Raw genomic sequence first — 26,794 nt, 5'->3', positions numbered from 1 at the left:
CCCAGGGCCCCTACCGGGCCCCTCTGGATCGAGCGAATGAACTATCTCGCCCATCTGCTACTCTCCGGCCCGGATGCCCGCTGGCGCCTGGGCGGGCTCCTGGGCGACTTCGTCAAAGGCCCGCTAAAGGGAGAGCGACCGGCAACGATCGAGGCGGGTATCAAGCTGCACCGTCGCATCGATGCCAGCACCGATAACCATGCAGCCTACCGCGATGCCCTGGCACAGTTGGACCCAGCATGGCGCCGATACGCCGGTATCGCTCTGGATATCTGGTTCGACCACCTATTGGCGCAAGACTGGCAGAAGTGGCACCCGCTGAGCCTGGAAGAATTTTGTGAGCAATGCTGGAGAGACTTTCGCGGCCACAGCCGGTATATTCCGCCGCATGCGAAAGCATTTATGGCGCGCGCCGAGCAAATAAAATTGCTGCAGAGTTACCGCGAGGAGCGAGTGATTGGCCTCACCCTGGAGCGGGTGGGGCAGCGCCTGCGCCGGCCGGTTGCGCTACAGGAGATACTGCCTGAACTCAGTAGCGGGCGGGAAAATCTGGAACACAACTTTAATAAATTATTAACCGACTTGAATCTCGAAGCCCTACGGTTTCGGCAGCACTATTCAGGATCCGATAAACCATGACTTTACCCAATCCGCGCACAACCTTTCTGTTGGTCTTTCTAATCGTCGCTTTTCTGCTCGGCTCCGCCTTTTATCTGGAGTACGCTCGCGGCTTGGAGCCCTGTAAGCTGTGCATTACTCAGCGGGTGATGCTACTCGGTATTGGGCTCATCTCCCTGGTTGCTTTCCTACACAACCCCGCCACCATTGGTCGACGTGTCTACGGGCTGTTGGTTTCTATCTGGGCACTGGGAGGGCTCTATTTTGCCGGGCGACAGCTGTGGCTGCAAAGTTTGCCGGAGGGCCAGGTGCCCGCTTGCGGCCCCAGCGTCAGCTATATGCTGGAAGCCTTTCCCATGGCCGATGTACTCAAGGCGCTGCTCACCGGTGACGGGAATTGCGCCGAAGTACAATGGACCATGATGGGGCTCAGTATCCCCGGTTGGTCGGCCATTGGCTTTGCCGGGCTGATCTTATTTGGCGGTTGGCAGGCATTCCGTAAAGCCCGATAAAAACTGGATACCCAGCGGCGGCTCTGCAGGTTGCCCTCCCCAATGAAAACGCCGATCTTGCGCAATGTCATCCAATGGTTGCTCGGTATCGCAACCCTGCTTGCCTGCGAGTGTATCGGCAGCCTGATTACTGACGTTCTCGCTCTGCCAATACCAGGCTCCGTAGTGGGCATGCTACTGCTACTGGTTGGCCTGATGATCTATGGCGGCGTGCCCCGCGGTTTGGCAAAAGTCAGCTCGCAGCTGCTGTTCTTGTTGCCGTTACTGTTTTTGCCTGCTGCCACTGGTGTCTTCTTCCTGCGCAATCTCACCCTGTCCGATTGGTTCGCACTGCTCGCCGCGATTACTGTGGGCACCCTGATCAGTATCACTCTGTGTGCACTGTTACTGCGCCGGCTACTCAGAAAAACTGGGGCAGCACATGATCGTTGACCTGCTACACAGCCCGCTGTTTGCCCTGCCGTTAAGTATTATCGCGTTCTGGCTCGGTGTCCTGTTGTATCGGCGCAGCGGCACGGTACTGCTACACCCGATAGTGACGGCGAGCTTGCTGGTATTCGCAATATTGTATGCCCTGGAGATCCCCTACCGGGACTATCAGAGTTCTAGCGCACTCCTCTACGCACTGCTCGGCCCCGCCGTGGTGGCACTGGCCATACCATTAAAACAAAACCTGGCCATCATTCGCCGCGCCGGCTGGCCACTGCTGGTCACCATTGTGGTGGGGGCCCTGTTGGCGCCCGCGATAGCCGTAGTAATCGCCTTCCTATTGGGGGCCGGGGAATCTGTTTTGCTCGCCCTCAGTGGAAAATCCATTACCACACCGATTGCACTGGCACTCGCCGAGAAGATCCATGCAGCACTCAGTCTGACTGCCGGCATTGTGGTGTTCACCGGTGTGGTCGGAGCGCTGGCAGGACCGCCGCTTTTACGCGGCCTGGGAATACGCGACGACCGCATTCTCGGCGTGGTACTCGGTATCAATGCGCACGCCGTGGGCACAGCGCGAGCACTGGAAATAAGCGCTCTCTGTGGCGCTTGCGCCGCCCTCGCCATGGGGCTTTGTGGCGCCTTGAGTGCATTGATATTGCCACTAATTATCGGGGCTTAAGGCGCCTGTCAGCACCGGCTGCGGAATTCCCACGTCAGTCACAGTATTCTGGCGTACTATGCGCTCTCCTCCTTGCCGCAGGCGGGGGAATCTCCTATCTTCCTTAGGGCCTTCGAGATCGGCAATACGCTGCCGCTGTGGCAACCGTAACAAAAGGACATCTTGGCGATGCTGGAAAATTGTAAGTCGGCGCGTGAGCGCTGGGGTGGTGTCAGCGAGATTATTGACCGCTGGCTTCAATCGCGACAAAACCTGCTGGTGAGCTTCTACCACCTTTCCGAAAAAAAAGAATTTAGTGAAGATGACCCCGAGACCGAAGACCGGGTGCGCCAGTTGTGCCAGCTGCTGGTGGACTATGTGTCCGCCGGTCACTTTGAGGTGTATGAGCAGCTTATGCGCGAAGGCCAAGCCTTTGATGATAAATCCGGTCTGCAAAAAGCCTGTGAACTCTACCGGGATATTGATACAACCACGGACATCGCCGTAGACTTCAACGATAAATATCTGGAAACGGATGATCTATCCAGCCTGGCGCCGGATCTCTCCGAATTGGGAGAGGCACTGGAAACCCGCTTTAGCTCCGAAGATTCAATGATCGCTCTGTTACACACCGCACACAAAACGGTTTAGCTTAGATAGGCCCAATCCGTTTCTACTAGTTTTGCCTGACTAGCAGACCTAGCCCCTCGTCTCTTTGCGGTAGTGAGTAGCCATAAATTATGGTGAGTGTTCAGCCATTTTATGGCCCGGTTAATAATCAAAAATGATTTAATTCAATAATTAACCCGCGAATTCATGTAGCTGCAAAATAAAAAAGGGCGCCCTACAGGCGCCCTTTTTTTCAGCAAAGTCTGAAAAGTCAGATTATTCAGATTTGGCTTCTTCTTTCTTTTCTTCTTTTTTCTCGGTGCCTGCTTCGCCAGCGACATTGGCTTTATGCAGCTCCACCTCAAAAATCAGGGTGGCATTGGGGCCAATCTTGCCGCCTGCACCACCGGGTCCATAAGCCAGCTCAGAGGGAATATAAAGTTCCCACTTGGAGCCTTCTTTCATCAGCTGCAAAGCCTCAGTCCAACCTTTGATAACGCCGTTGACCGGGAACTGGACCGGCTCGCCACGCGCGTAAGAGCTATCAAACTCCTCACCATTGATCAAAGTACCCTTGTAGTCCACCTCAACGGTGCTGCTGTCACTCGGCTTGCTGCCGGAACCTTCTTTAATCACTTTGTACTGCAGGCCAGAATCGGTGGTGATCACACCGTCCTTTTTAGCATTTTCTTCGAGGAACGTCTTACCTTCCTGCAGATTTTTATCGGCGCTCTCTTTAAATTCTTTCTCCTGCTCGGCCAGCATTTCCTGCTGCTTCTTCTGCATCTGCTCCTGGAAAGCGGTAATAGTCTGCTGCTTCTCTTCTTCGGACAAGCGAGTTTCGCGGCCACTAGAAACATCATTCAGTGCCATCATGACCACTTTAGGGTCCAGCTTTACATCCTGAGCCTGAAGGCGCTTGGCCATATCTTCGGCAATGATATAGCTGACCTTCTTCTCTTGAGTGTCCAGAGCAACTTCTTTTTCTTGCTTCTGTCCCTGTTCGTTACAGCCGGTCAGCGCCAGGCCGAGGGCAATTGCTGCAGCCAAAGGGTATTTATTCATGGGTGTTGTCTCTTTGTCCGTATTGCGTTTATAGATTCGCGCTTGACCTTGGTCCAACGCCATCAGCGGTATCTCAAGCAGCTCTGTATAGGCCCTAAGCCACCTAGGTGCAGGGTTTCCGCTAGTGCGCTCAAGTCTAACCTAAGGCGACTCCAAGTGCATACTGGTGACGCGCACACTGTGCAGGACACCACATTCCCCATGCAGGTTCCTGTCACACTGTAAAAAATACGCAGCCAGTGCTTTTTTCGCTGTTCACGGCATACATTTTTTATAAAAACAGCGCTATTATCGGCCAGTAACCGGTTATTGTTTCAGACTGTTTGAGGTGCTTTTCAGTTTGGGACAGTGCGCAGATCTCTAGTTAGAACGGTATCCATCGTATTTAAGGAAGATAAGCGCACCGCCCGGAAGTGCCAATCGATAATAAACGTCAGGACATTTACTCATGGCTGCCAAACAAAAAGCTGTCAATCTGGTCGCAGAGCTGGAAGCACAAATTTCCAAACTCACCGCAAAATTAGACAAAGCCCGCAATAAGAAAGTCGCCGATGCCGGCAAAGCGGTACTCAAAGCCGAAAAAACCCTGACCTCGGCAAAAGACAAGCAGACCAAGGCCAAAGCCAAACTGAGTGAGGCCCACGCAAAAGCCAAAATTACCAAGACCGCTGCAAACCAAAAGCGTGTGGAGACAGCCAAAAGCAACGTTGCAAAATTTAGCGAAGCACTCCAACAAGCCAAGCAGCTTCTCGCCGATGCGAAATACATACAGGCCAAGGCTAAAGCCGAATTGAAAGCTGCGGAGTCTATTCGCAAGACTGCAGCCAAAGCGGAGAAGGCGCTGCTCAAAGCTCAACCTAAAGCGAGAAAAGTCTCTGCGCCCAAAAAAGCCACAACAAAAAGTAGTGGCAAATCCCTAAAGGCAGCTGCTACAAAGTCCACAAAAAAACCTACGGCCGAAAAAACCACAGAGAAGAAGGTCGTTAAGAAAAAGGTCAGCGCCACTAAGGCCCCGAAGAAAACGGCTGTCAAAGCAGCAGAAAAGACCTCTGCAAAAGCGGCACCCGCGAAAACACAAAAAGAGACAAAACCCGCCGCTAAGCAGGCCGCCACAAAAACACCTGAAAAACCTTTGCAAACCATTAAACCTGAGCAGGCAAACGCCCAGGCGCCAAGCTCACAAGAGGAAAAATCCAAGCAGGCTGAGCCCAGTGAAACTGTCATCCAGGCCCAGCCTTCAGTAGAAACAACGGACCAGGCTTCCGACGAACAACAAAAGCCCCTTGATCAGGCACCCACCATTACCCCGGCCACACCGGCCAACAGCCTGTTTTCCACAGAGAGGCACCGTGGAGACTAGGCGCTACGTCTCCAGCCGGCACCCAATGTTGCCAGGTCGGTGAACGCCGTTTAAAAGAGGGGCGCAGGTCGGCATATTCAACCGACCTGCGCTCTTTTATTTCAAAAACACTATCGCCCGGTCAGAATTCTCTCCACAACGTGACGAGAGACGAAAAAGACGGAAGGGAAAACTAACCCGCCCAGGAATCTTATTGCCGCTTACCCGCTCAGCAGAGTATTAAGCGCAACCTGCACTAAAACAATCTTTACTTTCGCCCCAAGCCCTGACCGTGAATTATTTGTACCCGCACTTAAACCGCATCGGGGTTTTCAGCCGAGGCCATAAAACCCTCGATCAGGTGTGCCCAATGGCCCAGCTCTTTTTGTAACAATCCATACTGCTGGCCCGCAAGCTGCAGGGCCGGTCGGTCCCCCGGCCACTCCTCCATACAGATTTTCCACAGCGCCGCCAACTGCAAGCGCTCCAGATTCAGCTCGTAGCGCTTACACATTTCATACACCCGCAAAGTATGTGGGCGCAACCGCCCCATCAGGCGACGCAGATGACGCACAGTGATAATCATACGCCTGCGCGGTGCCAGACCGCGATCGGCCACCCTCCAGCCCTCTTCGCTCAACTGATGGCCGCACACGGTGGCGTAACTGGCCCATAGCATTAGGCACACATCGGCCCCCTTTTCGTCCTGGCAGCCGAGCAGGAAGGCCTCGACCCCTTCATGCCGATAGAAGTCCAAACTGAATTGCCACAGCGGGTTTTCCTGGGAAGAGGATGGAGGTGCTTTATCTGTCACGTTAGAATCCAGACCTTTTGCGGATCGGCGCGTTACAGCGACGGCCATTGCGTTCAAATACGTCGAATAGCCTAGCACTCATCGGCCTGTTCATAAGAGGTTTTTCCAGTGATCAATTTGCAAGGTGTCTCCCTGCATCGGGGTGAACGCGACCTATTAAATGGTGCGGACTGCCGTATCTTCCCCGGCCATAAAGTGGGAATCATCGGCGCGAATGGCTGCGGCAAGTCAACACTTTTCAAGCTGCTGCTCGGCCAACTTGAGAGCGACGCCGGGCAGGTGGATATACCCAGTGGTTGGCGGATTGCCCATATGGCCCAGGAGGTCGAAGCCAGCGAGCAGTCGGCCCTCGATTACGTGCTCGATGGCGATCGAGAACTGCGCCAGCTGCAAGAGCAACTGGCACAGGCGGAGAGCAGTGGCGAGTCTGATGGGCACAAGCTTGCTGAGCTGCACGAGCGTATGGCGAATATCGATGGCTACAGCGGGCCTGCGCGCGCAGCACAGCTCCTCGATGGGCTCGGTTTCTCCCATGCCGAGCAACAGCGCCCAGTGCGTAGTTTTTCCGGGGGCTGGCGCATACGCCTCAATCTCGCCCGGGCGCTAATGTGTCCCGCTGACCTGATGCTCTTAGACGAGCCCACTAACCACTTGGATCTCGATGCCACCCTGTGGCTGGAGCAATGGCTGCAACGCTTTCCCGGCACCTTGTTAATTATTTCCCACGACCGTGATTTTCTCGATGCGGTGGTCGACGGTATTGTCAGTTTTGAGCAACAAAAGCTTGTACTCTACAGTGGCAATTACAGCGCCTTCGAGCGCACCCGCGCCGAGCGCCTGGCACAGCAGCAAATACAATACGAGAAGCAACAAGTTGAGCGCTCGCACATGGAGGATTTTGTGCGACGCTTCCGCGCCAAAGCCAGCAAGGCGAAGCAGGCTCAAAGCCGTTTGAAAGCACTAGACCGCATGGCCCAGATCGCCCCGGCCCATGTGGACTCACCCTTTCACTTCACTCTGCCATCTGCTGAGAAAACGTCCAACCCGCTGATCGACCTGCGCGAAGCCGATATCGGCTATGCCGAGAAAGTGGTTGTAAAGAAAGTACAGTTGGGTATTCAACCCGGTCGTCGTATCGGCCTGCTCGGTCCCAACGGCGCTGGTAAGTCGTCACTGATCAAAACGCTCGCCGGCGAGCTTGAGCCCTTAGGCGGCGAACGTCTGTGCGGTGAGCATCTGGCAATCGGGTATTTTGCCCAGCACCAGCTGGAGGCCCTCGACGGAAAAGCCTCCCCTATGCTGCACCTGCAGCGGTTGAGCCCCGAGGCCAGTGAGCAATCTCTGCGCGATTTTCTCGGCGGCTATGGCTTTATCGGGGACCGAGTGTTTGAAACGGTGGCAGGCTTTTCCGGAGGGGAGAAGGCGCGACTAGCCTTGGCCATTCTGGCCTGGCAGAAACCCAATCTGTTACTGCTTGATGAACCCACCAACCACCTCGATCTGGAAATGCGTCACGCCCTGACCATGGCACTGGCAGAGTTTCCCGGCGCTGTCATTTTGGTATCCCATGATCGCCACCTACTCGCCAACACCGCCGATGAATTTATTCTCGTCGCCAACGGCCGCGCCGAACCCTATAGCGGTGATCTCAACGACTACAAGCAATGGCTGCTGGGTTTTAATCGCGAGAAACGTCGCGAAGAGAAGTCGGTGGACGTCGGTGAGAACCCGGGAAAACCCACCGAGGATAAAAAAGCTCAGCGCCGCGCCGCAGCCGCACTGCGTGATCAGTTAAAACCTTTAACAAATAAGTTAAAAAATATCGAGCGCAAAATAACTGCAGCTGAAGAAAGACTTCAACAGGTCCAGAACAAACTTGCTGACGAACAACTCTATAGCGGAGGCCAACAAGAAGAGATTGAACGTCTCAATAAAGAACAGTCCGAGCAGCGTGAAATTCTCGACCTTTTGGAAATGGAGTGGTTGGAGATTTCCGAACAATTGGAGCAACTGCGCGGAGAGTAATTTTAACCGTTGTCGGCCCTTGCCGTTTCTACAGGCCCTTTCCCGCCCGGCGAAGCGGCGCTCTTAGAGCGCCTATACAGCTCACAAATTACCTGCGTATACACCCGTATTCATCGACGGCGATACCAATTGGCGTGTTTGGACACTGATCAATATAAGTGGGAACGCCATCGAAATCTGAATCAATGGGGCAGCCATCGGGCCCAACATCGACCGCTACCGGTGTCTGCGGACACTGATCGGTGGCATCAATAACACTATCCGCATCTTCGTCATACCAAAAATCCGGATACTCTAGCCACTGATAACCAATCGCAACACTAGCAAAGCCATCCAATCCCCCTTCATCTACCCCTTGAAATAGACGCACATCTGCACGGGCTTGCCAGCGGGGCCCGAGACTGTACTTTACTCCCAGGCCGAGATTGATCATGGTTTGGCGATCATGCCAATTGCAAACATACTTAGGGTAGTAGTGGCCATCGGGATATTTATAGTCGTGCCGATATTTATACTCACAGTCGTAGCGATACTTGCCATCCTCATCTTTATAATGTTTTTTTGGCGCGTCATCATAATTGATACGTATCTCCCCTACCCCGAAGGCCACATAGGGTTGCCAGCAAAAATCTCCGCAAAACTGTCCACCGAATTGATAAAGAAGGTCCAGGTGATAATTATATACCTCGACCTTTTCGGGAATTTCTTCTATCCCAACCACAAAGTAATCTACTACGCCCTCCATCGCCCAATAGTTGGTCATATTGAATCCCAGGCCACCGCCACCACCGGTCGTATCCTGAAGAGTTAGCCCATAAAAAGGCGTTCCATTTAAACGATCACTGTTAAACCAGTGTTTGCCGCCATTGGCATAGAGATTTAATGTTCCGACAAAATCTGCAGACACTTCAACACTACTAACAACAAGAAGAAATGTAACACTGCAGAGGGTTGGAAGGGGGCTGTGGCGCTTTCCCATTGATGACACCGGAATTCCTTTTTAAATCATCCCCCACTATCAATTTTTATTCACTTTATGAACTGCATAAAAACCAAATTTATTTGATTATATTTGTGTTATTTGTTCTGCACTTTCCGACAAAACTCCTATTTAATGCCGCGCCCAATATGAAAATCATAGACGGGAAATAAAAAAGATACCTATAAATAGCGGAGAGATCACCGATGCTGGCGCCAAACATCGATAACTACGTAAGAAACCTGGTAAGACCCGAGCTTATACAAACCTCATGCCGCCCACCAAAAACAATTCGGGAATATGCCACCGATTTTCTGCGCGACTCCAGCTGCAGTTGGAAATACAGCCGCAGTAAAGATGGACTAACGCGCATCGATCAACTGGTAAATCAGGCCGCACAGATCCAGACCTTGGATTACACCCGTATATCCAATGTATCCCAGAGCCTAGTTGAGTCAATGTACACCTGGCTGACCGGGTTCAACCCCTCCAACCCCGTGCAACAGCTCCACTCGAATGGAATACAGCGGCGTCAGACAGCCGTTACCACACTGCTGGGTGGCGCTTATTGTTGGTATCGCCAGGCCAGTGAGGCCGCGCTATCAGAACCCCTGGCACTGGGTAATATACAAAACCACAACGATGTCCCGTTCAATCTCTATCGATACCGTTTTAGCCGTTCGGGATTTAATCTGCATATGACGCCGGGACGCCTGTATCGTGGCGATACTCGACCGCCGCAGATGCTATGGCAATCCGGGGGCTTTTTCCCAAAAATGGACAACAGCCATCGGCATGACCCCCATCTCGGTAGCGGCGCTTCCTGCCAGGTTATATCCAGTACCAACAACGCCAACGTGGTAGCACGCTTTGCCTGGCATAATAAGACCTATTGTCCCGTGCGCTACTACTACTTGCACCATACCGACAAACTGGATAAGGCCATCGCCGGATTTATCTATGAGTTCGATAAGAGCGGGCATGAATGTGTAGAGGTCGCCAATGTCACTCCCGGCCGTGAAGTGGCCTTTATGGCAATCCCCAATCAATATATTCGCCGTTTCCGCATGCGCTACTATGCCGGCAGTCAGAGCAATATCGTGCTGTCTGATTGGATGTACTACAACGAAAATTCAGTCAGAAATATCCGCATCAGCGCCGACAAACAACGCTGGGAAGCTTTTAAGAGGAACTGGCAGCAATACGTTTAAAGCGACCCCCCATTGGGCACAGCCGGCCGGTGACCGGCCGCTGCACCCCCCTGTATCGCACTAATTCGTAAACCAATTAATTGGTCGGATAACTATCTCTCGGTAACTGGGGCACTACTCGGCCTCGGATACCGGGGTGCCTGAATCCTTGGCTGTGACCTCGACAGGCTCCAGTATGCTGGCCTCTCCCGGCCGACGGCGGTAGACAAGATCCCAAACGCCATGCCCTAGGCGCTGGCCGCGGCGCTCAAATTTGGTTTCCGGGCGCCACTCAGGGCGTTCAACATAATCGTTAGAGGAAGATGTATTCTCCAGTAACGGCTCCGCCTGCAATACCTCCAGCATATGCTCGGCGTAGTTCTGCCAGTCCGTTGCCATATGCATCGCACCACCTGTTTTCAGTTTGCTGCAGATTAGGCGCACAAATTCCGCCTGTACGATACGGCGCTTATTGTGCTTTTTTTTATGCCAGGGGTCGGGAAAATACAGCTGGAACCTGTCCAGAGTGGCGTCGCCAATACAGTCATTCAGAACATCTACCGCATCGGCCATATAGATCTTCAGGTTCTCAACCCCGGCTTTACCGGCGTTATTAATGAGGCTACCGACTCCGGGGGGGTGAACTTCAATGCCGATAAAGTTCTTGTCGGGCTCCGCCTGTGCCATGGCGAGCAGGGAGTCACCCATCCCAAAACCGATTTCCAGCGCGAGTGGGGCCTCGCGGCCAAAGGCTTCGAGTGGATTCAAGGGGCCGTCGAAGAGCGACAGCCCATACTGCTCCCAATAGGTATCAAAGGCGCGGCGCTGCCCCTCGGTCATCCGCCCCGCACGAATCACGTAGCTGCGGATAGATTTTTTTTTGTATTCGGTGCGGTAGGGAAACTCTTCCGCGGATTCGTCTTGCATTGTTCGCGACCTCTTATGCGAAACGGTTTTCTATCAATCAAATTCAGGCGGGCCATTGCCCAGCTATCTGGAGGTGCTGGCGGCAGCGATAAAAAGCGCCACCCAGCCGGCGATCATCAGTAACCCGCCTATTGGTGTAATTGGCCCCAGCCAACGCGGCCCACCCAGAGCGAGCGCATAGAGGCTGCCAGAAAAGAATACCAGGCCAAATACGAAGAAAGCGCCACTCAAGGTCAGCGACAAACGGTCACCCCAGCTCTGTATGAGTAGTGCCACACCCAGCAATGCCAGAGCGTGAATCATCTGATATTGCACTCCGGTCTTATAGGCCTCCAGCAGCGAGTCGGTTACTTTACCGCGCAACCCGTGGGCGCCAAAAGCACCGAGGGCAACGCCGCTGGCGCCAAACAGCGCGGCGAGCAACAGATAAACTTTGGCCATGAATCGTCTCTCTTCTAGTGCCCAGGGCATGCAGCGGGCCGGTCATTACAGAAATAAAAAAACCGCGCTACTGCGCGGTTTTTTCCGAACTGCCAGTGGGCGAAATCAGGCCTCCATGGCCGCGCGCACTTTTTTCATGGCGTTCTTTTCCAACTGGCGAATACGCTCGGCGGAAACGCCATACTTGTCTGCCAGCTCATGCAGAGTGGACTTTTCCTCGGTCAACCAGCGCGCCTGTATAATATCGCGGCTGCGCTCATCGAGCTGTTCCATAGCCATCGCTAGGCTGTTGAAGTTGGTTTCCTGCCAGTTATCACGCTCCAGCTGTGCCGCCGGGTCGAAACTGCGGTCCTCCAGGTAGTGCGCCGGCGCCTGCCAGGCGGTGTCGTCATCGTCATCCACTCCCGCATCGAATGCAGCATCATGGGCGGCGAGGCGACCCTCCATTTCTTGGACCTGGGCGACATCCACGTTCAAATCTTTTGCCACAGCCTTGGCTTCAGCGTTACTGAGCCAAGCCAACTTCTTCTTTTGTCCACGCAGGTTAAAGAACAGTTTGCGCTGCGCCTTGGTGGTGGCAATCTTCACGATACGCCAGTTGCGCAGAATAAATTCGTGAATTTCCGCTTTGATCCAGTGAACCGCAAAGGAGACTAGGCGCACCCCTTTTTCCGGGTTGAAGCGCTTTACCGCCTTCATCAGCCCAACATTGCCTTCCTGCACTAGGTCAGACTGGTTGAGGCCATAGCCGGAATAGGACTTGGCAATATGCACGACAAAGCGCAGGTGGGACATGACGAGTTGTCGTGCGGCGTTGATATCTTCGCGATAATAGAGGTCCTCTGCCAGGCGCTTTTCTTCCTCGGCGGACAGCACATCAAAGCTGCTGACCGTCTGGATGTAAGCTCCCAGGTTGGCGCCCGGAGACAGCGTATGCACTGGCTGTAGGCTGGTTCCCATTCAGGTCTCTCCTCTCATTATTAGTCGGCCGCTTCCACTGGCCACTGTCATCGAACACTGTATCCGGCGACAGGCTGGACTCAGTGTAGCACTTGCACCAGCGGATAAGAAAGTCCGCCGCCAAGTGCCGTATTCCATTGTATTCGGAGACTTTAGAGGGCCCTAATGCCCCCGAGGTTCCCCATTTTAGCGCAGCTTTACGCTTCTTGGCTTAACCCGAAGCTCAGCTTGGTTCTATCGCACGCAGATGGCGGCTTGCCGCCAGCCAGGCCCCCAGCAGCCCGAGCAGGGCGGCTCCCCCGATAAGGCCGGTGAAGTAGCTGATTCCAGGGCCTGCGAGGGTATAGCTACTGCCATAGCTGGAGGACAGGCTCGAAATAGGCCCGGACAGTAACAGGACCGCGCCCAGTAGCAGGCACCAGGCCAGCAGACCGCCGAATGCCCCATAGCAGAGGCCACTGTACAGGAAGGGTCTGCGCACGAAGGCATTGGTACCACCCACCAGTTTTACCACCAGGATCTCCTCACGGCGGCTCTCGATATGCAGACGTATGGTGTTAACCACCACCAAGATCACCCCCAGTGCCAGCAACAGCGCGAGCCCCGCGGACAACCGCTGTCCCAATTCGGTGAGCTGAGTAAGGCGCTGCACCCAGGCCAGATCGAGAACTACAGAGTCACTCAGGGCGTGATCGCGCAGGTTTTCCACCAGGGCCTGCATCTTTTCGCTGTTCCCGGTATCCCGCGGACGCAGCAGCAACACCGCCGGCAGCGGGTTGGCGTCGAGCCCGACTAGCAGATCGCCGAGCCCGGATGCCTGTTCGAACTCCGCCAGGGCTTCTTCCGAAGAGATGTAGGTCACCTCTGCAATCGCGGGATCACCGCGCAGCTTAGTGGCGAAGGACTCCACTACCGCCGCCCTCGCGTCTTTGTGCAGGAATACAGAAATCTGAGGCTGCCCGTCCCAGCCGGCCACCGCGCGCTGAAAGTTTGCGAGCCCAAGTTGCAGGGCCGCCGGCAGGGCCAGAGCGATAGCGATGACCAATGCGGTCATCGCACTGGCCATGGGGGTCGCCAAAAAACGATGTAAAGATTCGCGCGCCACATGGCGATGATGGTCGATCCAGGCCTGCCATCGATCCCCTATACCGGTGCGGGCAGCCACCGCGCCACTACTGCGCGATCGCTTTTCGGGGCCACTGCTGGCAGGGCGCCGAACTCTAGACTGGGTGTGCTTCACGACTTGGGACTCCGTCATAAATCAACTGGCCAGCTTGTAGGGTCAATACCCGCCGGCGCATACGCGCAATCAGTTCCAGGTCATGACTGGCTACCAATACGGTAACCCCCACCGCGTTAAAGTCGCGAAATAGCTGCATTATCTCCTGGGACAACTGCGGATCCAGGTTGCCGGTGGGCTCATCTGCCACCAGTATTGCCGGCTTATTGACCACCGCACGGGCGATGCCCACACGCTGCTGCTCACCACCGGACAGGGTGATGGGGTTTTCTTTTTCCTTCTGCAACAGTCCCACTTTATCCAGCGCGGCACGCACACGGCGACCCACCTCACGCTTACTGCAACCAGCCACAGCCAGGGGCAGGGCGATATTATCGAAAACACTGCGATCGAACAGCAGCTGATGGTTTTGAAACACAATACCCAGATTGCGTCGGTAATAGGGAATCTGGCTATTGCGCAGGCGGTTGAGGTTCTGCCCGGCCACCAGGATAGAGCCCTTGGTTGGCCGTTCGATAGCAGTGAGCAATCTTAGCAAGGTGCTCTTACCGGCACCGGAGTGGCCGGTGAGAAACACCATATCGCCGCGTGGAATTTCCAAACTAATACGCACCAGAGCATCCTGCCCCGATGCGTAGCGCTTGTTCACATTGTCGAAGGTGATCACGATGGAGTTCTTGTTATTCCCTGTGAAGCCGATCAGGCCGTGTCGCGACCAAACAGCGCCGAAACAAATTCGCGCGCGCGGAAGGGCTGTAGATCTTCTGCCTGTTCGCCCACGCCGATAAAACGCACCGGAATTCCAAAACGCCGCGCCAGGGCGAAGATCACCCCGCCCTTAGCGGTACCGTCGAGCTTGGTGAGTACCAACCCGGTGACACCGGCCGATTCGCGAAATTGGGCGGCCTGATTGATCGCGTTTTGCCCAGTGCCAGCATCCAGCACCAGCAGTACCTCGTGGGGTGCGCTGGGGTCCAGTTTGCCCATCACGCGGCGCACCTTGGTCAGCTCCTCCATCAGATTGGATTTGGTGTGCAGCCGCCCGGCGGTATCTGCAATCACCACATCCACACCGCGGGCCTGAGCCGACTGCACGGCATCGTAAATCACCGAGGCGCTATCGGCACCGGTGTGCTGAGCCACCACCGGGACACTGTGGCGCTGCCCCCAAACTTGCAGCTGTTCTACCGCCGCCGCACGGAACGTATCACCCGCGGCGAGCATCACCGACTTACCCTCAGCTAGGAAGCGATGCGCCAGCTTGCCGATGGTCGTCGTCTTACCGACCCCGTTGACCCCTACCACTAGAATCACATAGGGCTTCTTACTGGTGTCCACCACCAGCGGCGCATCAACGCTGTTGAGTAACTCGGCCAATTCCTGCTGCAGCGCCTTGTACAGCGCATCGCCATTAGCCAGCTCGCGGCGCGACACACGCTCGGTGAGGCGCTCGACAATTTCGCTGGTGGCCTCAACACCGACATCCGCCATTAATAGCTGGGTTTCCAGTTCTTCCAGAAGGTCTTCATCGATTTCTTTGGCACCGAGGAACAGGTTACCCATGCCCTCGACAAACTGATCGCTGGTGCGGCTGAGACCGCGGCGAATACGGGCGAAGAAGCCTTCTTTCTTTTTCTCTGTCGTTTTTTCCTGAACGGAAGTGGGCTTGGGTACAGGCTCCGCTACTCGGGGTGCGGGCTCCAGTTCCTGGCCAACCACGACTGTGGACTCGGCGGGTTGCACAGCGATATCACTGGCTGCGGGCGCAGGTTCCGTGCTACTTGAAGGTAATTCCTGCACATCTGCGGTGGGCTTCACCTCCACAGCGGCTGGCTCTTGTAAGGGCTCTACTATAGGCAAGGGAGTGGCGGGGAGCTCTTCCTCAGCAACCGATGGCTCCTGCCATTCCTCGGCCGGTGCCTCCTCGGGTGCGCCGATGGCTTCAGCCTGCTCCCGCTGGGGCTCGCTTTGTTCGGGCTTACGCTTTTTCTTTTTGCGCAGGAAATCAAAGATCATTCGTTTATCCGGGTGTACCGCTGGGAGAAAGACGCTAATCTTAGCATCGCTAAGCCCCCAGTAGAGAGTTACCTTGGCCAGAAGTTCATCCCGCAAGCAAAGCCCACAACCCCTATCCCAGTTGCGCATCATTGGAGGGCAGTGGCGCGGACGCAAATTGCAGTTCGCCCAGGTGGAAGGCCTGAGGCCCACCGGCGACCGGCTGCGCGAAACCCTATTTAACTGGCTGCAGTTTTACCTGCCCGGCGCACACTGTCTGGATCTCTTCGCCGGCTCCGGCGCCCTGGGTCTGGAGGCTCTATCACGCGGCGCCGCTTCGGTGGATTTCATCGAGCTGAACCCCCAGGCGGCGCGTACCCTAAAACAACAACTGCAACTACTCGAAGCGACGGACGGCCAGGTGCATAACTGCCGGGCAACGGATTTTCTCAGCGACGCCGGGAAACCCTACGATATCGTTTTTGTAGACCCGCCCTTTGCGGACGACCTTTGGCAGGAGAGCCTCAGTGCCCTCGCGGGCCAGCTCTCACAGGGGGCTCTAATTTATATCGAGACTCCCCGCAACACCCTATTGTCTACCCCCCCCAGCTGGTCACCCATTAAAGAAAAACGCGCGGGCCAAGTCTGTATGCGACTGTACAGCAACAGCCCCACCCACTCCGCGGAATACTGACCGGACCTCGGGCCGCTGGACACATTCGGTTTTGAGCCTTAGCCGTAAATTGTTTACCATTCGCATCCCTTTCGGCCCGCATTAAGCCTTGGCGTATGAAAAAAGTTGTCTACCCCGGAACTTTCGATCCCATCACCAATGGTCACCTAGATCTGGTGCAGCGGGCCTGTCGCCTGTTTGACCATGTCATCGTGGCCGTCGCCGCTAGCAATCGCAAGAATCCACTTTTTACTCTGGATGAGCGTGTAGAGCTCTCCCAGCGAGTGCTCGGCCACCTGCCCAATGTAGAGGTGATCGGCTTCGATATCTTGTTAGCTGACCTGGTACGCCAGGTGGATGCCTACGGTGTACTGCGCGGCCTGCGCGCAGTATCCGACTTTGAGTATGAATTCCAGCTGGCCAATATGAACCGTCAACTGGCGCCCAATATGGAAAGCCTGTTCCTGACCCCGGCAGAACATTTATCCTACATTTCCTCCTCCCTAGTGCGGGAAATTGCCTCCCTTGGCGGGGATGTGACCAAGTTTGTTCCGGCCCCGGTACAGGCGGCACTCAAGGAGAAATTCCGCTAGGCCCGCAATTGGCTATTTCTGATACACTCGAGCGGATTTTTCCACAATCCGCGGAGTGTTTTGTGCGTCACCTTCTCCTCGCCTTCGCCATCATTCTGACCCCGGCCATGGCCGATGAACCACAACCGGAAGTCAATACCGGCCGTAGCGCGATAAAATCCGCCAGCGCCAACTCGTATATGGCGGTCACCGCCAACCCCCACGCAAGCCGTTCCGCCAAGCAGATCCTCGCCCAGGGCGGCAGCGCCGTTGACGCAGCGATCACCGCGCAGATGGTACTGGGGCTGGTAGAACCTCAGTCATCGGGCATCGGTGGCGGCGCATTTATGCTGAGCTATGACGCAAACGAAAAGCAGCTGCGTTACTACGATGGGCGGGAAACCGCACCAGCGGCAGTGGATGAAAACTACTTTATGCACGAAGGCAGACCGCGCTCCTTTATACAGGCGGTCATCGGCGGCTACTCCGTGGGGGTTCCCGGGGTCATTCGCATGCTGGAAATGGCCCACCAACGCGACGGCAAACTGTCGTGGGAAACCCTATTCCAGCCGGCTATAGCGCTAGCCGAGAATGGTTTTGAAGTTTCACCGCGGCTGCACCAGTTGTTGCGCAAAATGCCTAAAGTGGCCGCGAGGCCGGCGATTGCCAGCTACTTCTTTGACAGCGATGGCAACCCGGTACCGGTGGGGCACAGACTGAAAAACCCAGAATATGCCCGCACATTGCGGGCAATTGCCAAGGGCGGTGCCGACACCTTTTACAAAGGCAATATCGCCGAGGCCATCGTCAACGCCGTACAGAATGATACCGGCAATCCCGGCCTACTCAGCCTGGAGGACATGGCAAATTACCGAGCCAAGCAGCGCCAGCCGCTCTGCTCAAACTTCCTCGATTATCAAATTTGCGGTGCGGATGCGCCCTCCTCCGGCGCCACCACGGTGGGGGGAATACTGGGTATGCTGCAGCAGTTTCCCTTCGCCAAAATGGAGGTCGGAGATGACCTGCTCACCCACTTGTTTATCGAGGCCTCCGAATTGGCCTTTGCCGATCGTAACACCTATTCCGCCGATGCCGATTTTGTCAGTGTGCCCAGTAAGGCCCTGGTCTCTCCCGCTTACCTGAGTAAGCGCGCGATGCTGATTGATCCCGACAGCGCCAGCACAGCCAAACCCGGTAACCCCAATACCGATACTGCCGAACGCCTGATGGCGGAATCCCCGGAGATGCCCAATACCAGCCACCTGGTGATTGTGGACCGCTACGGCAATGGCGTGAGCATGACCAGCAGCATTGAAACCGGCTTTGGCTCGCGTTTGCTGGTAAAGGGGTTTCTGCTGAATAACCAGTTGACCGACTTTTCTTTCACTCCCCGCAACGCCAGCGGCCAGTTGGTGGCGAATCGTATTCAGTCCGGCAAACGACCGCGCTCGTCTATGTCGCCGACGGCGGTTTTTAACAAAGACGGCAGTCTGCGCCTATTGGTCGGCTCTCCTGGAGGCTCACGTATCATCGACTACACCGCCCGCACCATCCTCTATCACCTGGGCTTGAATATCCCCATTGCCGAGGCCATCGCCGCAGGTAATATTGGCGCCATCGGGCGGCGCGTAGAACTGGAGCCAGGCTTCTTCAGCCGGGACACGATCGACAAACTCGAGGCGCGCGGTCACCGGGTCATTGAAAGGGATCTAAACAGCGGCATTCACGCCATCGCACTGAAAGACAACAAACTCTATGGCGGCGCCGATCCCCGCCGCGAAGGCAGTGCCCTGGGGCACTGACTTTCACGCAGGGGGCGTATCCTTCGCCCCCTGCAAGCCTCCTCTCCAAATGCAATCCCCTCATATGCTACCCCCGCAGGTGAGCACATAGGCATCGTGGCAGCCGCCTATACTTCCCCCTAGCTAGCGCAAACCCACGGTGTAATTGGAGGGGACTCTCTTGGATCAACGCAAAGTGCATGCCACAGGCATCGAACTCCTGCACAACCCCACCCTCAACAAAGGCACCGCCTTTAGCACAGCCGAGCGCGACAGGTTTGGTTTGCGTGGCTTAATCCCCGACGCCGTGGAAACCATCGAAGTCCAGGTGCAACGGGTATTGATGCAACTGGATCACAAGCACTCGAATATCGATCGTTTTGTCTACCTGACGGGCCTGCTGGACACCAATGAAACCCTCTTTTACCGGGTGGTCATGTCCGATCCGGTGCGCTTCCTGCCCATTATTTACGACCCCACCATCGGCGAAGCCTGCACCAAATTCAGCCATATCATTCGCAGGGTCAGGGGTGTCTACCTGTCGATTGCACAAAAGGACAGTGTCGCCAAGTACCTGTCCCACTGGCCGGACCGGGATATACGTTTTATTTGTGTCACCAATGGTGGACGAATTCTGGGGCTCGGAGACATCGGCGCAAACGGCATGGGAATACCGATCGGTAAGTTGCAACTTTATACCGCCGCAGGCGGTATGCCCCCAGAGCATTTACTGCCGCTATTTTTGGATGCCGGTAGCAATAATGAACAAGTACTGGCAGACCCCCTTTATGTGGGCCTGCGCCGCAAACGCCCGGATACGGAGACGCTATATCGCTTTGTGGATGAGTTTGTGGAAACGGTACAGCAGCGCTACCCGCACTGCTGTCTGCACTTTGAGGACTGGACCGGTAGTGATGCCGTCCACCTGCTGCAGCGCTATCGTGACAGAATTTGCTGCTATAACGATGATATTCAGGGCACCGCGGGCATAGCCCTGGCCGGTATGATTAACGCCCTGAAAATCAAACAGGGCACGTTAAAGGGTGAAAAAATCTTCTTCGCCGGAGCGGGCTCCGCCGGTATAGGGCTTGCCGATTTATTTGTCAGCGAACTGATTAATGAAGGGCTCAGCAGGGAAGACGCGCAGAACCATATCATTATGTTCGATGAAAAAGGACTCCTGGTAAAAAGCCGCAAGGATCTTTTCGATTTTCAGAAGCCCTACGCCTGCGACCAAGCACCCACCATGCAATTGGTCGAGGCTATAAAAATTCACAAGCCCACCACGTTGATTGGCGTCAGCACTGCCGGCCAATTATTTACCCAGGAGGTGGTGGAAACCATGGCCGCACTCAACCCGCGGCCAATCATCTTCGCACTCTCCAATCCCACTGAGCATGCCGAGTGCACTGCCGAGCAGGCCTATAGCTGGAGCCAGGGACGGGCTATTTATGCGGCCGGAGTGCAATTCCCCGAAGTCTCTCTGAATGGCAAAACCTATTTGCCGGGCCAAGCCAATAATTTCTATATTTTCCCAGCTGTGGCGATGGCCATTTATGTCACTCGAGCAAACCGGGTACCGGATGCGCTGTTTATTGAGGCAGCCCGCGGCGTGGCCGAGCAAGTGGACCAGGCGCTTTTGCAGAAAGGCTGCCTATTCCCACCACAGTCACAAATATTACAGATTTCGTTCAATACCGCCGCAAGAGTAGGCCGTAAAATTTTTGAACTTGGGATCAGTGACATGGAGCCACCGCAAGATATGCTGAAGTTTATTCAGGAGCACAGCTACAAGGCTGAATATCCCCCTTATTGTTAACAAAAATGGCTCTTCGGCATGAATATCTTTAGCATTTTTATTTCATGCGAAAATTAATTTTCATATTCATTATTTATATCGAAAACTAATTGTCCCTTGTAAAAAGTTTCAAGTACTTTCAAACCTCTCTGCTCACTTTCCTCCAGCCCAAACATATTCCGATCCAAAACGATAAAATCAGCCCATTTGCCAGCCTCCAAACTTCCCGTTTCTTTTTCCAGGCCGCCAGCATAGGCGGCATTAATAGTAAATGCCGCGATCATTTCAGAGACAGGAATTTTATAAACCAATCCCTGTTTAATAACCTCAAGAGGATTCACCATTGCATGGTTCGCGGATAAATCTGCAGACAACAGAGAAAAACCCAATGGGAAATATTTTTTTTGGACTTTCAATTCATCTTCCTGCGACACTCTGAACAGCGCCATGTTGTGTGCAAACATGGTTTCCGGCTGAATAAATAGGACAGTATTCGCCTGTGCTAATCTCTGTAAATCAACACGATCAAAAGAAGCATTGATAATGACATTACGCAGAATGGAATCGCTACCTAACGGCTTGAGTGATTCCAATGCTTCCAAAGCGCTTGCCGTAAACTCTTTCCCTGAAACCACTATCTGTAGTGGCAGATTAAAGTGATTGGCTCGACGCGCCAAATCAGCCACCACCCCCTGCGAGTAATCCTGTGATGCAGCTCGATCCTTCACATTCTGCGTCTCAGCAATTTCCGCAGCCCAACCGATAAAACTGACTGAATCAACACTGAAGTCATCACTGCGTATTTGTCCGATTCTCTGCTGAAGTAGTAAGAATTCTTTATCGGTAAAATCCGCGGAAACCGGCCAAGAAGTGCGCAGGCGTATATCCATCGCACCGATTGTTGATAATTGATCCTTATAATTTTTCCACGAAATCTCATCCACAGAGTGCAAAGCTGCTTCATAAAGCGTGGTAATCCCATTCCTAGTTGCCAAACGCTGTATACGCAACAGATCATCACGATAGTTACTACTTGAATTTTCTGGTATTAATCTCTGCAATAGGTCCTTAGCACCGCGTCCGTGCAACCAACCAGTGGCGAGACCGTGTTCATTTTTTTCTATAACTCCACCACGCGGATTCTCAGTATCACTGTCGATTCCAGCAGCGGCCAATCCCTCCGAATTTGTCCAGATATTATTGCCATCTGAGGAAAATAAAATAATAGGGATAAGATCATTGATTTGATCGAGGATTCCCTTGTGTGGAGGCTCGCCGGAAAAGGCTTGCATATTCCAGCCCTCCCCAACAATTACCTGCTGTTGGGGATTTTCCCGAATATAGCGCGATACCGACAGGCAATAGTCCTCTATAGATTTGCCTGAAAACAAATTAATTTTCCCGGCACTACCACGGACTTTTACCCGCTGGAAAAAACCCGGCAATACCAGCTTGCCATCCAGGTCCTTAATGTTTGTTTTTGGCCCGATGTATGCTTCTACACCTTTCTCACTGCCGACAAAGGCAATACGTCCATCTCTGATCGCTATAGCCGATGCCAGGGATCGGGCCCTGTCCACGGTATAAATTGTGGCATTGCGCAAAATAAGCTGCGCGGGCTGTGTGAGAGTACTGTCGAGAGCCGCGCGCTTTTCCCGGGGGTCGCAAGACAACAGTAAAAATATCGATAAAAAACACAGCAGGCGCATATCCCTTCCCAAACAAAAACTCAGGCATGTCCACTCGCACAATGAGATAACCGCTTCACCGGCCGCTCACCCTATGGGCCAGAGCCAGTGATAGCCGAATGAGCCGCTGACACAGGGGCCGAGACCACACTCAAGCAGAGTACTAACCAAATTCGCCATAGCGATAGTAAGAAACGCTATGGCAATAAATTTCTCAGGGAAGGTAAATCGGCGCGGGGAGAGATTGCGCCGCAAAAAGCCCAGCATTAACGCGACTCCGCAGTAAGCGAGTAAGCCAAAGAATGCCAGGGCCGCCCAGGTATAGAGGTGCCGGCCGAGAAAGGGCTCTCCAAAACCGGGATCACCGGGCACGATATGTAACAGCACCTGGCGCCCAGCAGCGACCAAGCCGGCAATACTCGACAGAATCACAACCCCATAGTGGGCAGGGCGCACGCCGAAACGCAGATTCATCAGCAGGCCCAAACCCGCCATCGTAAAAGCGACGCGCTGTAACAGGCACAAAGGGCAGGGCAGTTGATGCTGATACAGTTCAATAAGAAACGCGCCCCAGAGGACCGCCGTAAGCACGAGGAGGGCTAGGGCATCGAGTCTTCGAACCATATACACCATAGCGACACTCTGACTAGAAGGAGAGATTCAGCGTATTGGTCGACTGATAAATGAACCAGATGATGTAGATCACCATGGTTAGCAGCCACCACACGGTGGCGGTGCGCTGGCGGCGCTTCCATATATACCAGGCGGCAATCAGAACGGTGAGAAAAGGCAGTACCAATACCACAGGCCATCTCCACAGACAGCAATACTTTGATACTAGTAGTAACTCCCCATCACCGCCCCAATTCAGCGCTGGCAGTGGACGCAGAAGAAGGTATTGCGCTGCCCCAGAGTGATATCGCGCACCGGGCGCCCACAAGTGGGGCAGGGCAGTCCCGCGCGGCCGTAGACATTGAGTTCCTGGGCAAAATAACCCGGCTGGCCATCGCCACCGATAAAGTCCCTCAGGGTGGTGCCGCCCTGGGCAATAGCGCGCCTCAATACCTGTTGGATTACCTCAGCCAGGCGCAGATAGCGGGCCCGGGATATGGATCCGGCCTCGCGATCGGGACGGATACCCGCCAGGAACAGAGATTCACTGGCATAAATGTTTCCCACTCCCACCACAATACGACCATCCATGATGAAGGTTTTCACCGACTGCTTGCGCCTGCGGGAAGATGAGAACAGGTGGTCGCCAGTAAACGCCTCCGACAGAGGCTCGGGGCCCAAATGGCTGAGCAGATCGTGGCTCAGCGGGTCTCCCGCAGTCCATAGCAGCGCACCAAAACGGCGCGGGTCTCTATAACGCAGGACCAGACCACTGTCGAGGCGCCAGTCGATATGGTCGTGCTTCTCGGCCCGCTCCTCGCTTTGGATCAGGCGCAGGCTCCCGGACATACCCAAATGCCAGATAGCGCAACCCCTATCGGTGTGAACCAACAGATACTTGGCGCGACGCTCCAGCTTGAGAATACGCGCGTTCTTTATGTGCTTGGCGAAGTCCGGGTCCACCGGCCAGCGCAGGCGCGGCTGGCGCACCTGTACAGATCGCACCTTGTGTCCCTCCAGGTGAGGTGCAAGGCCGCGACATGTAGTTTCTACTTCGGGAAGTTCAGGCATCTTTTATCTTACGGCGCGGGGTGCCCCGGCAATCGGAAACAAAAAAGCCCGGCGTATACCGGGCTTTTTCTACGAGTACGCGAAGGGCAATTACTTGATTTTGCCTTCCTTGTACATAACGTGCTTGCGAACAACGGGATCGTACTTTTTAATCTCCATCTTCTCAGGCATGTTGCGCTTGTTCTTGGTAGTGGTGTAGAAGTGGCCAGTACCGGCGCTGGAATTCAGACGAATCTTCTCACGCATTGCTCAATCTCCAATCAGTTAGCTGGATACAGCCAGTTACACTTTTTCGCCGCGGGTGCGCAGCTCAGCCAAAACAGTATCGATACCTTTCTTATCGATAACGCGCATACCTTTCGCAGAAACACGAAGTTTCACGAAGCGCTTCTCGGATTCAACCCAGAAACGGTGGCTGTGCAGGTTTGGCACAAAGCGACGCTTGGTGCGGTTCTTGGCGTGGGATACATTGTTTCCGGTTACCGGACGCTTACCGGTTACCTGACATACCTTGGACATCTGTTGGCCTCTTCAAAACGCTTGTGCCCGCTTGGCTCCAATCCTGAAGAGGGAAAGGTAGTGCGGGAACTTAAAAATCGGGATTCTAATCCGGTTCCTGGATGGCGGCGGAACCTGTGCAGAATCTGGCCCGGCCGCAAAGAGCGGCGTTTTATACCAAAAGAGCCCCTAGGGAGCAAGTTTTGTACAGCACTTCTGTATCAATCGCGACCAGACTACAGCAGTCCCTGCTCGGCAAAGGAGAGGGCCCTGCCCTCGCCCACGATCAGGTGATCCAACACTTTGACATCCACCAGCTCCAGGGCCTGGACCAAACGCTCGGTAATCCAAATATCTGCCTGGCTGGGCTCGCTGACCCCCGAGGGGTGGTTGTGCGCCAAAATCACCGCCGCCGCACCCCGGTAAAGGGCGGCCTGCACCACCTCACGGGGGTAGACACTGGCTGCATTGAGCGTGCCCTCGAATAATTCCTCGAAGGTAATAACGCGGTGTTGGGTATCGAGATACAGGCAGCAAAAAACCTCCCGGCGCCGGTGGCGCAACTGCATGGCCAGATAGTCGCGTACCGCTGCGGGGCTGCATAGCGCGCTGCCCTGCTGCACGACCTCGGCGAGGTGACGCCGCGCCATCTCCAGCGCCGCCTGCAGTTGCACAAATTTGGCGTCTCCCAGCCCGCGTGCGCGGCAAAACTGCTCTCTATTCACTTCCAGCAGTGCGCGCAAGCCACCAAACTCGCTCAATAGGCCGCGCGCCAGGTCTACCGCGGAAACTCCCGGTAGACCCACACGCAGAAATATGGCCAGTAATTCCGCATCCGACAGCGCTCCGGCGCCCTTCGCCAGCAGTTTCTCCCTGGGCCTTTCTGCCGCCGGCCAATCCTTGATCTTCATAGGCCTATCTCCGTCTTCCCTGACACCCTTTTTCTGTGAACACTCTCCCCCCAACACCCCAACCACGTTTTTCGCGTCTATTCTCCGCCTTAGGAAGTGCAGACGCATAAATGCTAATCTAACCCGCTCGCATACAATCGGAAACTGTATCTATGTCCTCGCTGGCCGATAAACGCCTACTTTTGGGTATCAGTGGCGGTATTGCCGCCTACAAGAGCGCCGACCTGGTTCGCCGCCTGAAAGATCGCGGCGCCCAGGTGAGGGTGGTGATGAGCGCCGGCGCACGTGAGTTTGTGCAGCCGCTAACCTTCCAGGCCCTGTCCGGCAACCCGGTACACACCGACCTCCTCGACCCGGCAGCGGAGGCCGCCATGGGACATATCGAGCTGGCCAAATGGGCCGAGCTGATCTTGATCGCCCCCGCCAGCGCCCAGGTCATGGCAAAACTGGCCTGCGGTATGGCCGACGACCTGCTCACGACCCTGTGCCTCGCCAGCGAGGCGCCCGTAGCTCTGGCCCCAGCCATGAACCAGGCCATGTGGCGCCACCCGGCCACCGCCGTCAATGCGCAGACCCTGCGCGAGCGCGGGGTGCAACTGTGGGGACCCGCAGCCGGCAGCCAGGCCTGCGGCGATGTTGGCCCTGGGCGCATGCTCGAGCCCGCCGACCTGGCTCAACAGGCCGAATCCCTGCTCAGCGGCAGCAGCGACTGCCTGCGCGGTAAAAGCGTGGTAATCACTGCCGGTCCGACCCGCGAAGCCCTCGACCCTGTGCGCTATCTGAGTAACCACAGCTCCGGTAAAATGGGCTTCGCCCTGGCCGAGGCTGCCCAGAGAGCCGGCGCTCAAGTGACCCTCATTGCAGGGCCCGTAAATCTCGCTACCCCCGCGCAGGTGAAGCGGGTCGACGTAGTCGATGCGCGGGATATGCGCGCAGCCGCCGAGCGCGCGGCCGATCTCTGCGATATTTTTATCGGTGCCGCCGCCGTCGCCGACTTTCGCCCCGCCACTATGGCAGAACAGAAAATCAAAAAGCGCGAAGGCTGCGACGAGAGCGCCATCGCCCTGGTAAAAAACCCGGATATCGTCGCCGGTATCGCCGCGCGCAGCCAGCGGCGCCCCTTCACTGTCGGCTTTGCCGCGGAGACCCAACAGGTTGAACACTATGCGCAGGACAAACTACAGCGCAAAAACCTCGATATGATTATCGCCAATGATGTGAGCAGCACTAACAGCGGCTTTAACAGTGATCGCAATGCGGTCACTGTGATCGATCGCCATAGCAGTACACACTTGCCCCAGGCCCTAAAGGCCGACCTGGCTCGGCAATTAATTGAGATAATTGCCGCAAAAGCGCAGCCGTAAAAAGAGTTATCGACAGGAAAAT

29 protein-coding genes are annotated in these 26,794 nt (G+C 55.1%); 13 read left to right on the top strand and 16 right to left on the bottom strand.

Annotated features, from left to right (window positions below):
• The first annotated feature begins 36 nt into the window (after positions 1–36).
• From Q1A69_RS11220 to rsd, 5 genes are all read left to right on the top strand, one after another.
• Positions 37–639: an ACP phosphodiesterase gene (locus Q1A69_RS11220; RefSeq protein WP_299585229.1), complete on the top strand. Its 603-nt coding sequence runs from the start codon at positions 37–39 to the stop codon at positions 637–639.
• Positions 636–1,130, top strand: a complete 495-nt coding sequence (locus Q1A69_RS11215; protein ID WP_299585227.1) for a disulfide bond formation protein B — start codon at positions 636–638, stop codon at positions 1,128–1,130. Before Q1A69_RS11220 ends, Q1A69_RS11215 begins: the two co-directional genes overlap by 4 nt.
• Before the next feature lie 42 nt (positions 1,131–1,172).
• A complete protein-coding gene (locus Q1A69_RS11210) occupies positions 1,173–1,562 on the top strand; it encodes a CidA/LrgA family protein (protein ID WP_299585225.1) in 390 nt (129 codons plus the stop codon).
• Positions 1,552–2,241: an LrgB family protein gene (locus tag Q1A69_RS11205; RefSeq protein WP_299585223.1), complete on the top strand. Its 690-nt coding sequence runs from the start codon at positions 1,552–1,554 to the stop codon at positions 2,239–2,241. The genes Q1A69_RS11210 and Q1A69_RS11205 overlap by 11 nt, the downstream gene beginning before the upstream one ends.
• A 168-nt stretch (positions 2,242–2,409) precedes the next feature.
• Complete coding sequence (gene rsd, locus Q1A69_RS11200) at positions 2,410–2,871, top strand: sigma D regulator (protein ID WP_299585221.1); 462 nt, start codon at positions 2,410–2,412, stop codon at positions 2,869–2,871.
• A 234-nt stretch (positions 2,872–3,105) separates the two neighbouring features.
• Here rsd and Q1A69_RS11195 read toward each other — a convergent pair whose 3' ends face one another.
• Positions 3,106–3,894: an FKBP-type peptidyl-prolyl cis-trans isomerase gene (locus Q1A69_RS11195; protein ID WP_299585219.1), complete on the bottom strand. Its 789-nt coding sequence runs from the start codon at positions 3,892–3,894 to the stop codon at positions 3,106–3,108.
• A gap of 448 nt (positions 3,895–4,342) precedes the next feature.
• On the opposite strand from Q1A69_RS11195, the gene Q1A69_RS11190 reads away from it, so the two are divergent.
• Complete coding sequence (locus Q1A69_RS11190) at positions 4,343–5,254, top strand: hypothetical protein (protein WP_299585217.1); 912 nt, start codon at positions 4,343–4,345, stop codon at positions 5,252–5,254.
• 292 nt (positions 5,255–5,546) lie between these two features.
• Here Q1A69_RS11190 and Q1A69_RS11185 read toward each other — a convergent pair whose 3' ends face one another.
• Complete coding sequence (locus Q1A69_RS11185; protein ID WP_299585215.1) at positions 5,547–6,047, bottom strand: TIGR02444 family protein; 501 nt, start codon at positions 6,045–6,047, stop codon at positions 5,547–5,549.
• A 108-nt stretch (positions 6,048–6,155) separates the two neighbouring features.
• On the opposite strand from Q1A69_RS11185, the gene Q1A69_RS11180 reads away from it, so the two are divergent.
• Positions 6,156–8,072, top strand: a complete 1,917-nt coding sequence (locus Q1A69_RS11180; protein ID WP_299585213.1) for an ATP-binding cassette domain-containing protein — start codon at positions 6,156–6,158, stop codon at positions 8,070–8,072.
• Positions 8,073–8,160: 88 nt separating this feature from the next.
• On the opposite strand, the gene Q1A69_RS11175 is transcribed toward Q1A69_RS11180, so the two are convergent.
• The gene (locus Q1A69_RS11175) at positions 8,161–9,051 is read right to left on the bottom strand and encodes an outer membrane beta-barrel protein (RefSeq protein ID WP_299585302.1); all 891 of its coding nucleotides are present in this window, start codon (positions 9,049–9,051) and stop codon (positions 8,161–8,163) included.
• 206 nt (positions 9,052–9,257) lie between these two features.
• Here Q1A69_RS11175 and Q1A69_RS11170 point away from each other — a divergent pair, with 206 nt between their 5' ends.
• Positions 9,258–10,262, top strand: coding sequence for a hypothetical protein (locus Q1A69_RS11170; RefSeq protein WP_299585211.1), 1,005 nt, complete (start codon positions 9,258–9,260; stop codon positions 10,260–10,262).
• A gap of 114 nt (positions 10,263–10,376) precedes the next feature.
• Here Q1A69_RS11170 and trmB read toward each other — a convergent pair whose 3' ends face one another.
• The 6 genes from trmB to ftsY form a co-directional block, all read right to left on the bottom strand.
• Positions 10,377–11,168, bottom strand: coding sequence for a tRNA (guanosine(46)-N7)-methyltransferase TrmB (trmB, locus tag Q1A69_RS11165; protein ID WP_299585209.1), 792 nt, complete (start codon positions 11,166–11,168; stop codon positions 10,377–10,379).
• Positions 11,169–11,231: 63 nt separating this feature from the next.
• Positions 11,232–11,609, bottom strand: a complete 378-nt coding sequence (locus Q1A69_RS11160; protein WP_299585207.1) for a DUF423 domain-containing protein — start codon at positions 11,607–11,609, stop codon at positions 11,232–11,234.
• 105 nt (positions 11,610–11,714) lie between these two features.
• On the bottom strand, positions 11,715–12,569 hold the full coding sequence (gene rpoH, locus Q1A69_RS11155; RefSeq protein ID WP_299585205.1) for an RNA polymerase sigma factor RpoH: 855 nt from the start codon (positions 12,567–12,569) through the stop codon (positions 11,715–11,717).
• A 223-nt stretch (positions 12,570–12,792) separates the two neighbouring features.
• Positions 12,793–13,809, bottom strand: a complete 1,017-nt coding sequence (gene ftsX / locus Q1A69_RS11150; RefSeq protein ID WP_299585203.1) for a permease-like cell division protein FtsX — start codon at positions 13,807–13,809, stop codon at positions 12,793–12,795.
• Positions 13,790–14,476 (bottom strand): cell division ATP-binding protein FtsE, encoded by a 687-nt coding sequence (gene ftsE / locus Q1A69_RS11145; RefSeq protein ID WP_299585201.1) that lies wholly within the window; start codon positions 14,474–14,476, stop codon positions 13,790–13,792. The genes ftsX and ftsE overlap by 20 nt, the downstream gene beginning before the upstream one ends.
• A gap of 32 nt (positions 14,477–14,508) precedes the next feature.
• The gene (gene ftsY / locus Q1A69_RS11140) at positions 14,509–15,627 is read right to left on the bottom strand and encodes a signal recognition particle-docking protein FtsY (protein ID WP_299585300.1); all 1,119 of its coding nucleotides are present in this window, start codon (positions 15,625–15,627) and stop codon (positions 14,509–14,511) included.
• 271 nt (positions 15,628–15,898) lie between these two features.
• On the opposite strand from ftsY, the gene rsmD reads away from it, so the two are divergent.
• The 4 genes from rsmD (at position 15,899) to Q1A69_RS11120 (ending at position 20,649) form a co-directional block, all read left to right on the top strand.
• The gene (rsmD, locus tag Q1A69_RS11135) at positions 15,899–16,498 is read left to right on the top strand and encodes a 16S rRNA (guanine(966)-N(2))-methyltransferase RsmD (RefSeq protein ID WP_299585198.1); all 600 of its coding nucleotides are present in this window, start codon (positions 15,899–15,901) and stop codon (positions 16,496–16,498) included.
• 95 nt (positions 16,499–16,593) lie between these two features.
• Positions 16,594–17,070 carry a pantetheine-phosphate adenylyltransferase gene (gene coaD, locus Q1A69_RS11130; RefSeq protein WP_299585196.1) on the top strand — a complete coding sequence of 159 codons (477 nt, stop codon included), beginning with the start codon at positions 16,594–16,596 and terminating at the stop codon, positions 17,068–17,070.
• Positions 17,071–17,132: 62 nt separating this feature from the next.
• Positions 17,133–18,851 carry a gamma-glutamyltransferase gene (gene ggt / locus Q1A69_RS11125; RefSeq protein ID WP_299585194.1) on the top strand — a complete coding sequence of 573 codons (1,719 nt, stop codon included), beginning with the start codon at positions 17,133–17,135 and terminating at the stop codon, positions 18,849–18,851.
• A gap of 160 nt (positions 18,852–19,011) precedes the next feature.
• Positions 19,012–20,649 carry an NAD-dependent malic enzyme gene (locus tag Q1A69_RS11120; RefSeq protein ID WP_299585192.1) on the top strand — a complete coding sequence of 546 codons (1,638 nt, stop codon included), beginning with the start codon at positions 19,012–19,014 and terminating at the stop codon, positions 20,647–20,649.
• A 53-nt stretch (positions 20,650–20,702) separates the two neighbouring features.
• On the opposite strand, the gene Q1A69_RS11115 is transcribed toward Q1A69_RS11120, so the two are convergent.
• The 7 genes from Q1A69_RS11115 to radC all read right to left on the bottom strand — a co-directional run bounded on the left by Q1A69_RS11115 (position 20,703) and on the right by radC (position 25,408).
• Positions 20,703–22,337 (bottom strand): amidohydrolase family protein, encoded by a 1,635-nt coding sequence (locus Q1A69_RS11115; RefSeq protein ID WP_299585190.1) that lies wholly within the window; start codon positions 22,335–22,337, stop codon positions 20,703–20,705.
• A gap of 66 nt (positions 22,338–22,403) precedes the next feature.
• Positions 22,404–22,949 carry a disulfide bond formation protein B gene (locus tag Q1A69_RS11110; RefSeq protein ID WP_299585188.1) on the bottom strand — a complete coding sequence of 182 codons (546 nt, stop codon included), beginning with the start codon at positions 22,947–22,949 and terminating at the stop codon, positions 22,404–22,406.
• 13 nt (positions 22,950–22,962) lie between these two features.
• The gene (locus tag Q1A69_RS11105) at positions 22,963–23,121 is read right to left on the bottom strand and encodes a DUF5993 family protein (RefSeq protein WP_299585186.1); all 159 of its coding nucleotides are present in this window, start codon (positions 23,119–23,121) and stop codon (positions 22,963–22,965) included.
• Between the two features lie 62 nt (positions 23,122–23,183).
• On the bottom strand, positions 23,184–23,999 hold the full coding sequence (mutM, locus tag Q1A69_RS11100) for a bifunctional DNA-formamidopyrimidine glycosylase/DNA-(apurinic or apyrimidinic site) lyase (RefSeq protein ID WP_299585184.1): 816 nt from the start codon (positions 23,997–23,999) through the stop codon (positions 23,184–23,186).
• Between the two features lie 90 nt (positions 24,000–24,089).
• The gene (gene rpmG, locus Q1A69_RS11095) at positions 24,090–24,245 is read right to left on the bottom strand and encodes a 50S ribosomal protein L33 (protein WP_020413983.1); all 156 of its coding nucleotides are present in this window, start codon (positions 24,243–24,245) and stop codon (positions 24,090–24,092) included.
• Between the two features lie 36 nt (positions 24,246–24,281).
• Entirely contained in the window at positions 24,282–24,518 is a 237-nt protein-coding gene (gene rpmB, locus Q1A69_RS11090; protein ID WP_299585182.1) for a 50S ribosomal protein L28, read from the bottom strand.
• Positions 24,519–24,733: 215 nt separating this feature from the next.
• Positions 24,734–25,408: a DNA repair protein RadC gene (gene radC, locus Q1A69_RS11085; RefSeq protein WP_299585180.1), complete on the bottom strand. Its 675-nt coding sequence runs from the start codon at positions 25,406–25,408 to the stop codon at positions 24,734–24,736.
• A 152-nt stretch (positions 25,409–25,560) separates the two neighbouring features.
• Between radC and coaBC the strand changes: the two genes are divergently transcribed.
• On the top strand, positions 25,561–26,772 hold the full coding sequence (gene coaBC, locus Q1A69_RS11080) for a bifunctional phosphopantothenoylcysteine decarboxylase/phosphopantothenate--cysteine ligase CoaBC (RefSeq protein WP_299585178.1): 1,212 nt from the start codon (positions 25,561–25,563) through the stop codon (positions 26,770–26,772).
• Positions 26,773–26,794 lie beyond the last annotated feature (22 nt).

This window comes from uncultured Microbulbifer sp., from assembly GCF_947498635.1.
GTDB classification, from domain to species: Bacteria; Pseudomonadota; Gammaproteobacteria; order Pseudomonadales; family Cellvibrionaceae; genus Microbulbifer; species Microbulbifer echini.
Note: the sequence above shows the minus strand (reverse complement) of the source record. Positions and strands in the feature narration are given on the sequence as shown.

Coding starts and splice junctions, on each gene's coding strand:
- coaBC (WP_299585178.1), top strand. CDS start 25,561: ATGTCCTCGCTGGCCGATAAACGCCTACTTTTGGGTATCAGTGGCGGT.
- trmB (WP_299585209.1), bottom strand. CDS start 11,168: ATGCAAGACGAATCCGCGGAAGAGTTTCCCTACCGCACCGAATACAAA.
- rpmB (WP_299585182.1), bottom strand. CDS start 24,518: ATGTCCAAGGTATGTCAGGTAACCGGTAAGCGTCCGGTAACCGGAAAC.
- Q1A69_RS11190 (WP_299585217.1), top strand. CDS start 4,343: ATGGCTGCCAAACAAAAAGCTGTCAATCTGGTCGCAGAGCTGGAAGCA.
- radC (WP_299585180.1), bottom strand. CDS start 25,408: ATGAAGATCAAGGATTGGCCGGCGGCAGAAAGGCCCAGGGAGAAACTG.
- mutM (WP_299585184.1), bottom strand. CDS start 23,999: ATGCCTGAACTTCCCGAAGTAGAAACTACATGTCGCGGCCTTGCACCT.
- Q1A69_RS11175 (WP_299585302.1), bottom strand. CDS start 9,051: ATGGGAAAGCGCCACAGCCCCCTTCCAACCCTCTGCAGTGTTACATTT.
- rpoH (WP_299585205.1), bottom strand. CDS start 12,569: ATGGGAACCAGCCTACAGCCAGTGCATACGCTGTCTCCGGGCGCCAAC.
- Q1A69_RS11205 (WP_299585223.1), top strand. CDS start 1,552: ATGATCGTTGACCTGCTACACAGCCCGCTGTTTGCCCTGCCGTTAAGT.
- Q1A69_RS11195 (WP_299585219.1), bottom strand. CDS start 3,894: ATGAATAAATACCCTTTGGCTGCAGCAATTGCCCTCGGCCTGGCGCTG.
- coaD (WP_299585196.1), top strand. CDS start 16,594: ATGAAAAAAGTTGTCTACCCCGGAACTTTCGATCCCATCACCAATGGT.
- rsd (WP_299585221.1), top strand. CDS start 2,410: ATGCTGGAAAATTGTAAGTCGGCGCGTGAGCGCTGGGGTGGTGTCAGC.
- Q1A69_RS11210 (WP_299585225.1), top strand. CDS start 1,173: ATGAAAACGCCGATCTTGCGCAATGTCATCCAATGGTTGCTCGGTATC.
- Q1A69_RS11110 (WP_299585188.1), bottom strand. CDS start 22,949: ATGGTGTATATGGTTCGAAGACTCGATGCCCTAGCCCTCCTCGTGCTT.
- Q1A69_RS11115 (WP_299585190.1), bottom strand. CDS start 22,337: ATGCGCCTGCTGTGTTTTTTATCGATATTTTTACTGTTGTCTTGCGAC.
- Q1A69_RS11160 (WP_299585207.1), bottom strand. CDS start 11,609: ATGGCCAAAGTTTATCTGTTGCTCGCCGCGCTGTTTGGCGCCAGCGGC.
- Q1A69_RS11220 (WP_299585229.1), top strand. CDS start 37: ATGAACTATCTCGCCCATCTGCTACTCTCCGGCCCGGATGCCCGCTGG.
- Q1A69_RS11215 (WP_299585227.1), top strand. CDS start 636: ATGACTTTACCCAATCCGCGCACAACCTTTCTGTTGGTCTTTCTAATC.
- Q1A69_RS11170 (WP_299585211.1), top strand. CDS start 9,258: ATGCTGGCGCCAAACATCGATAACTACGTAAGAAACCTGGTAAGACCC.
- rpmG (WP_020413983.1), bottom strand. CDS start 24,245: ATGCGTGAGAAGATTCGTCTGAATTCCAGCGCCGGTACTGGCCACTTC.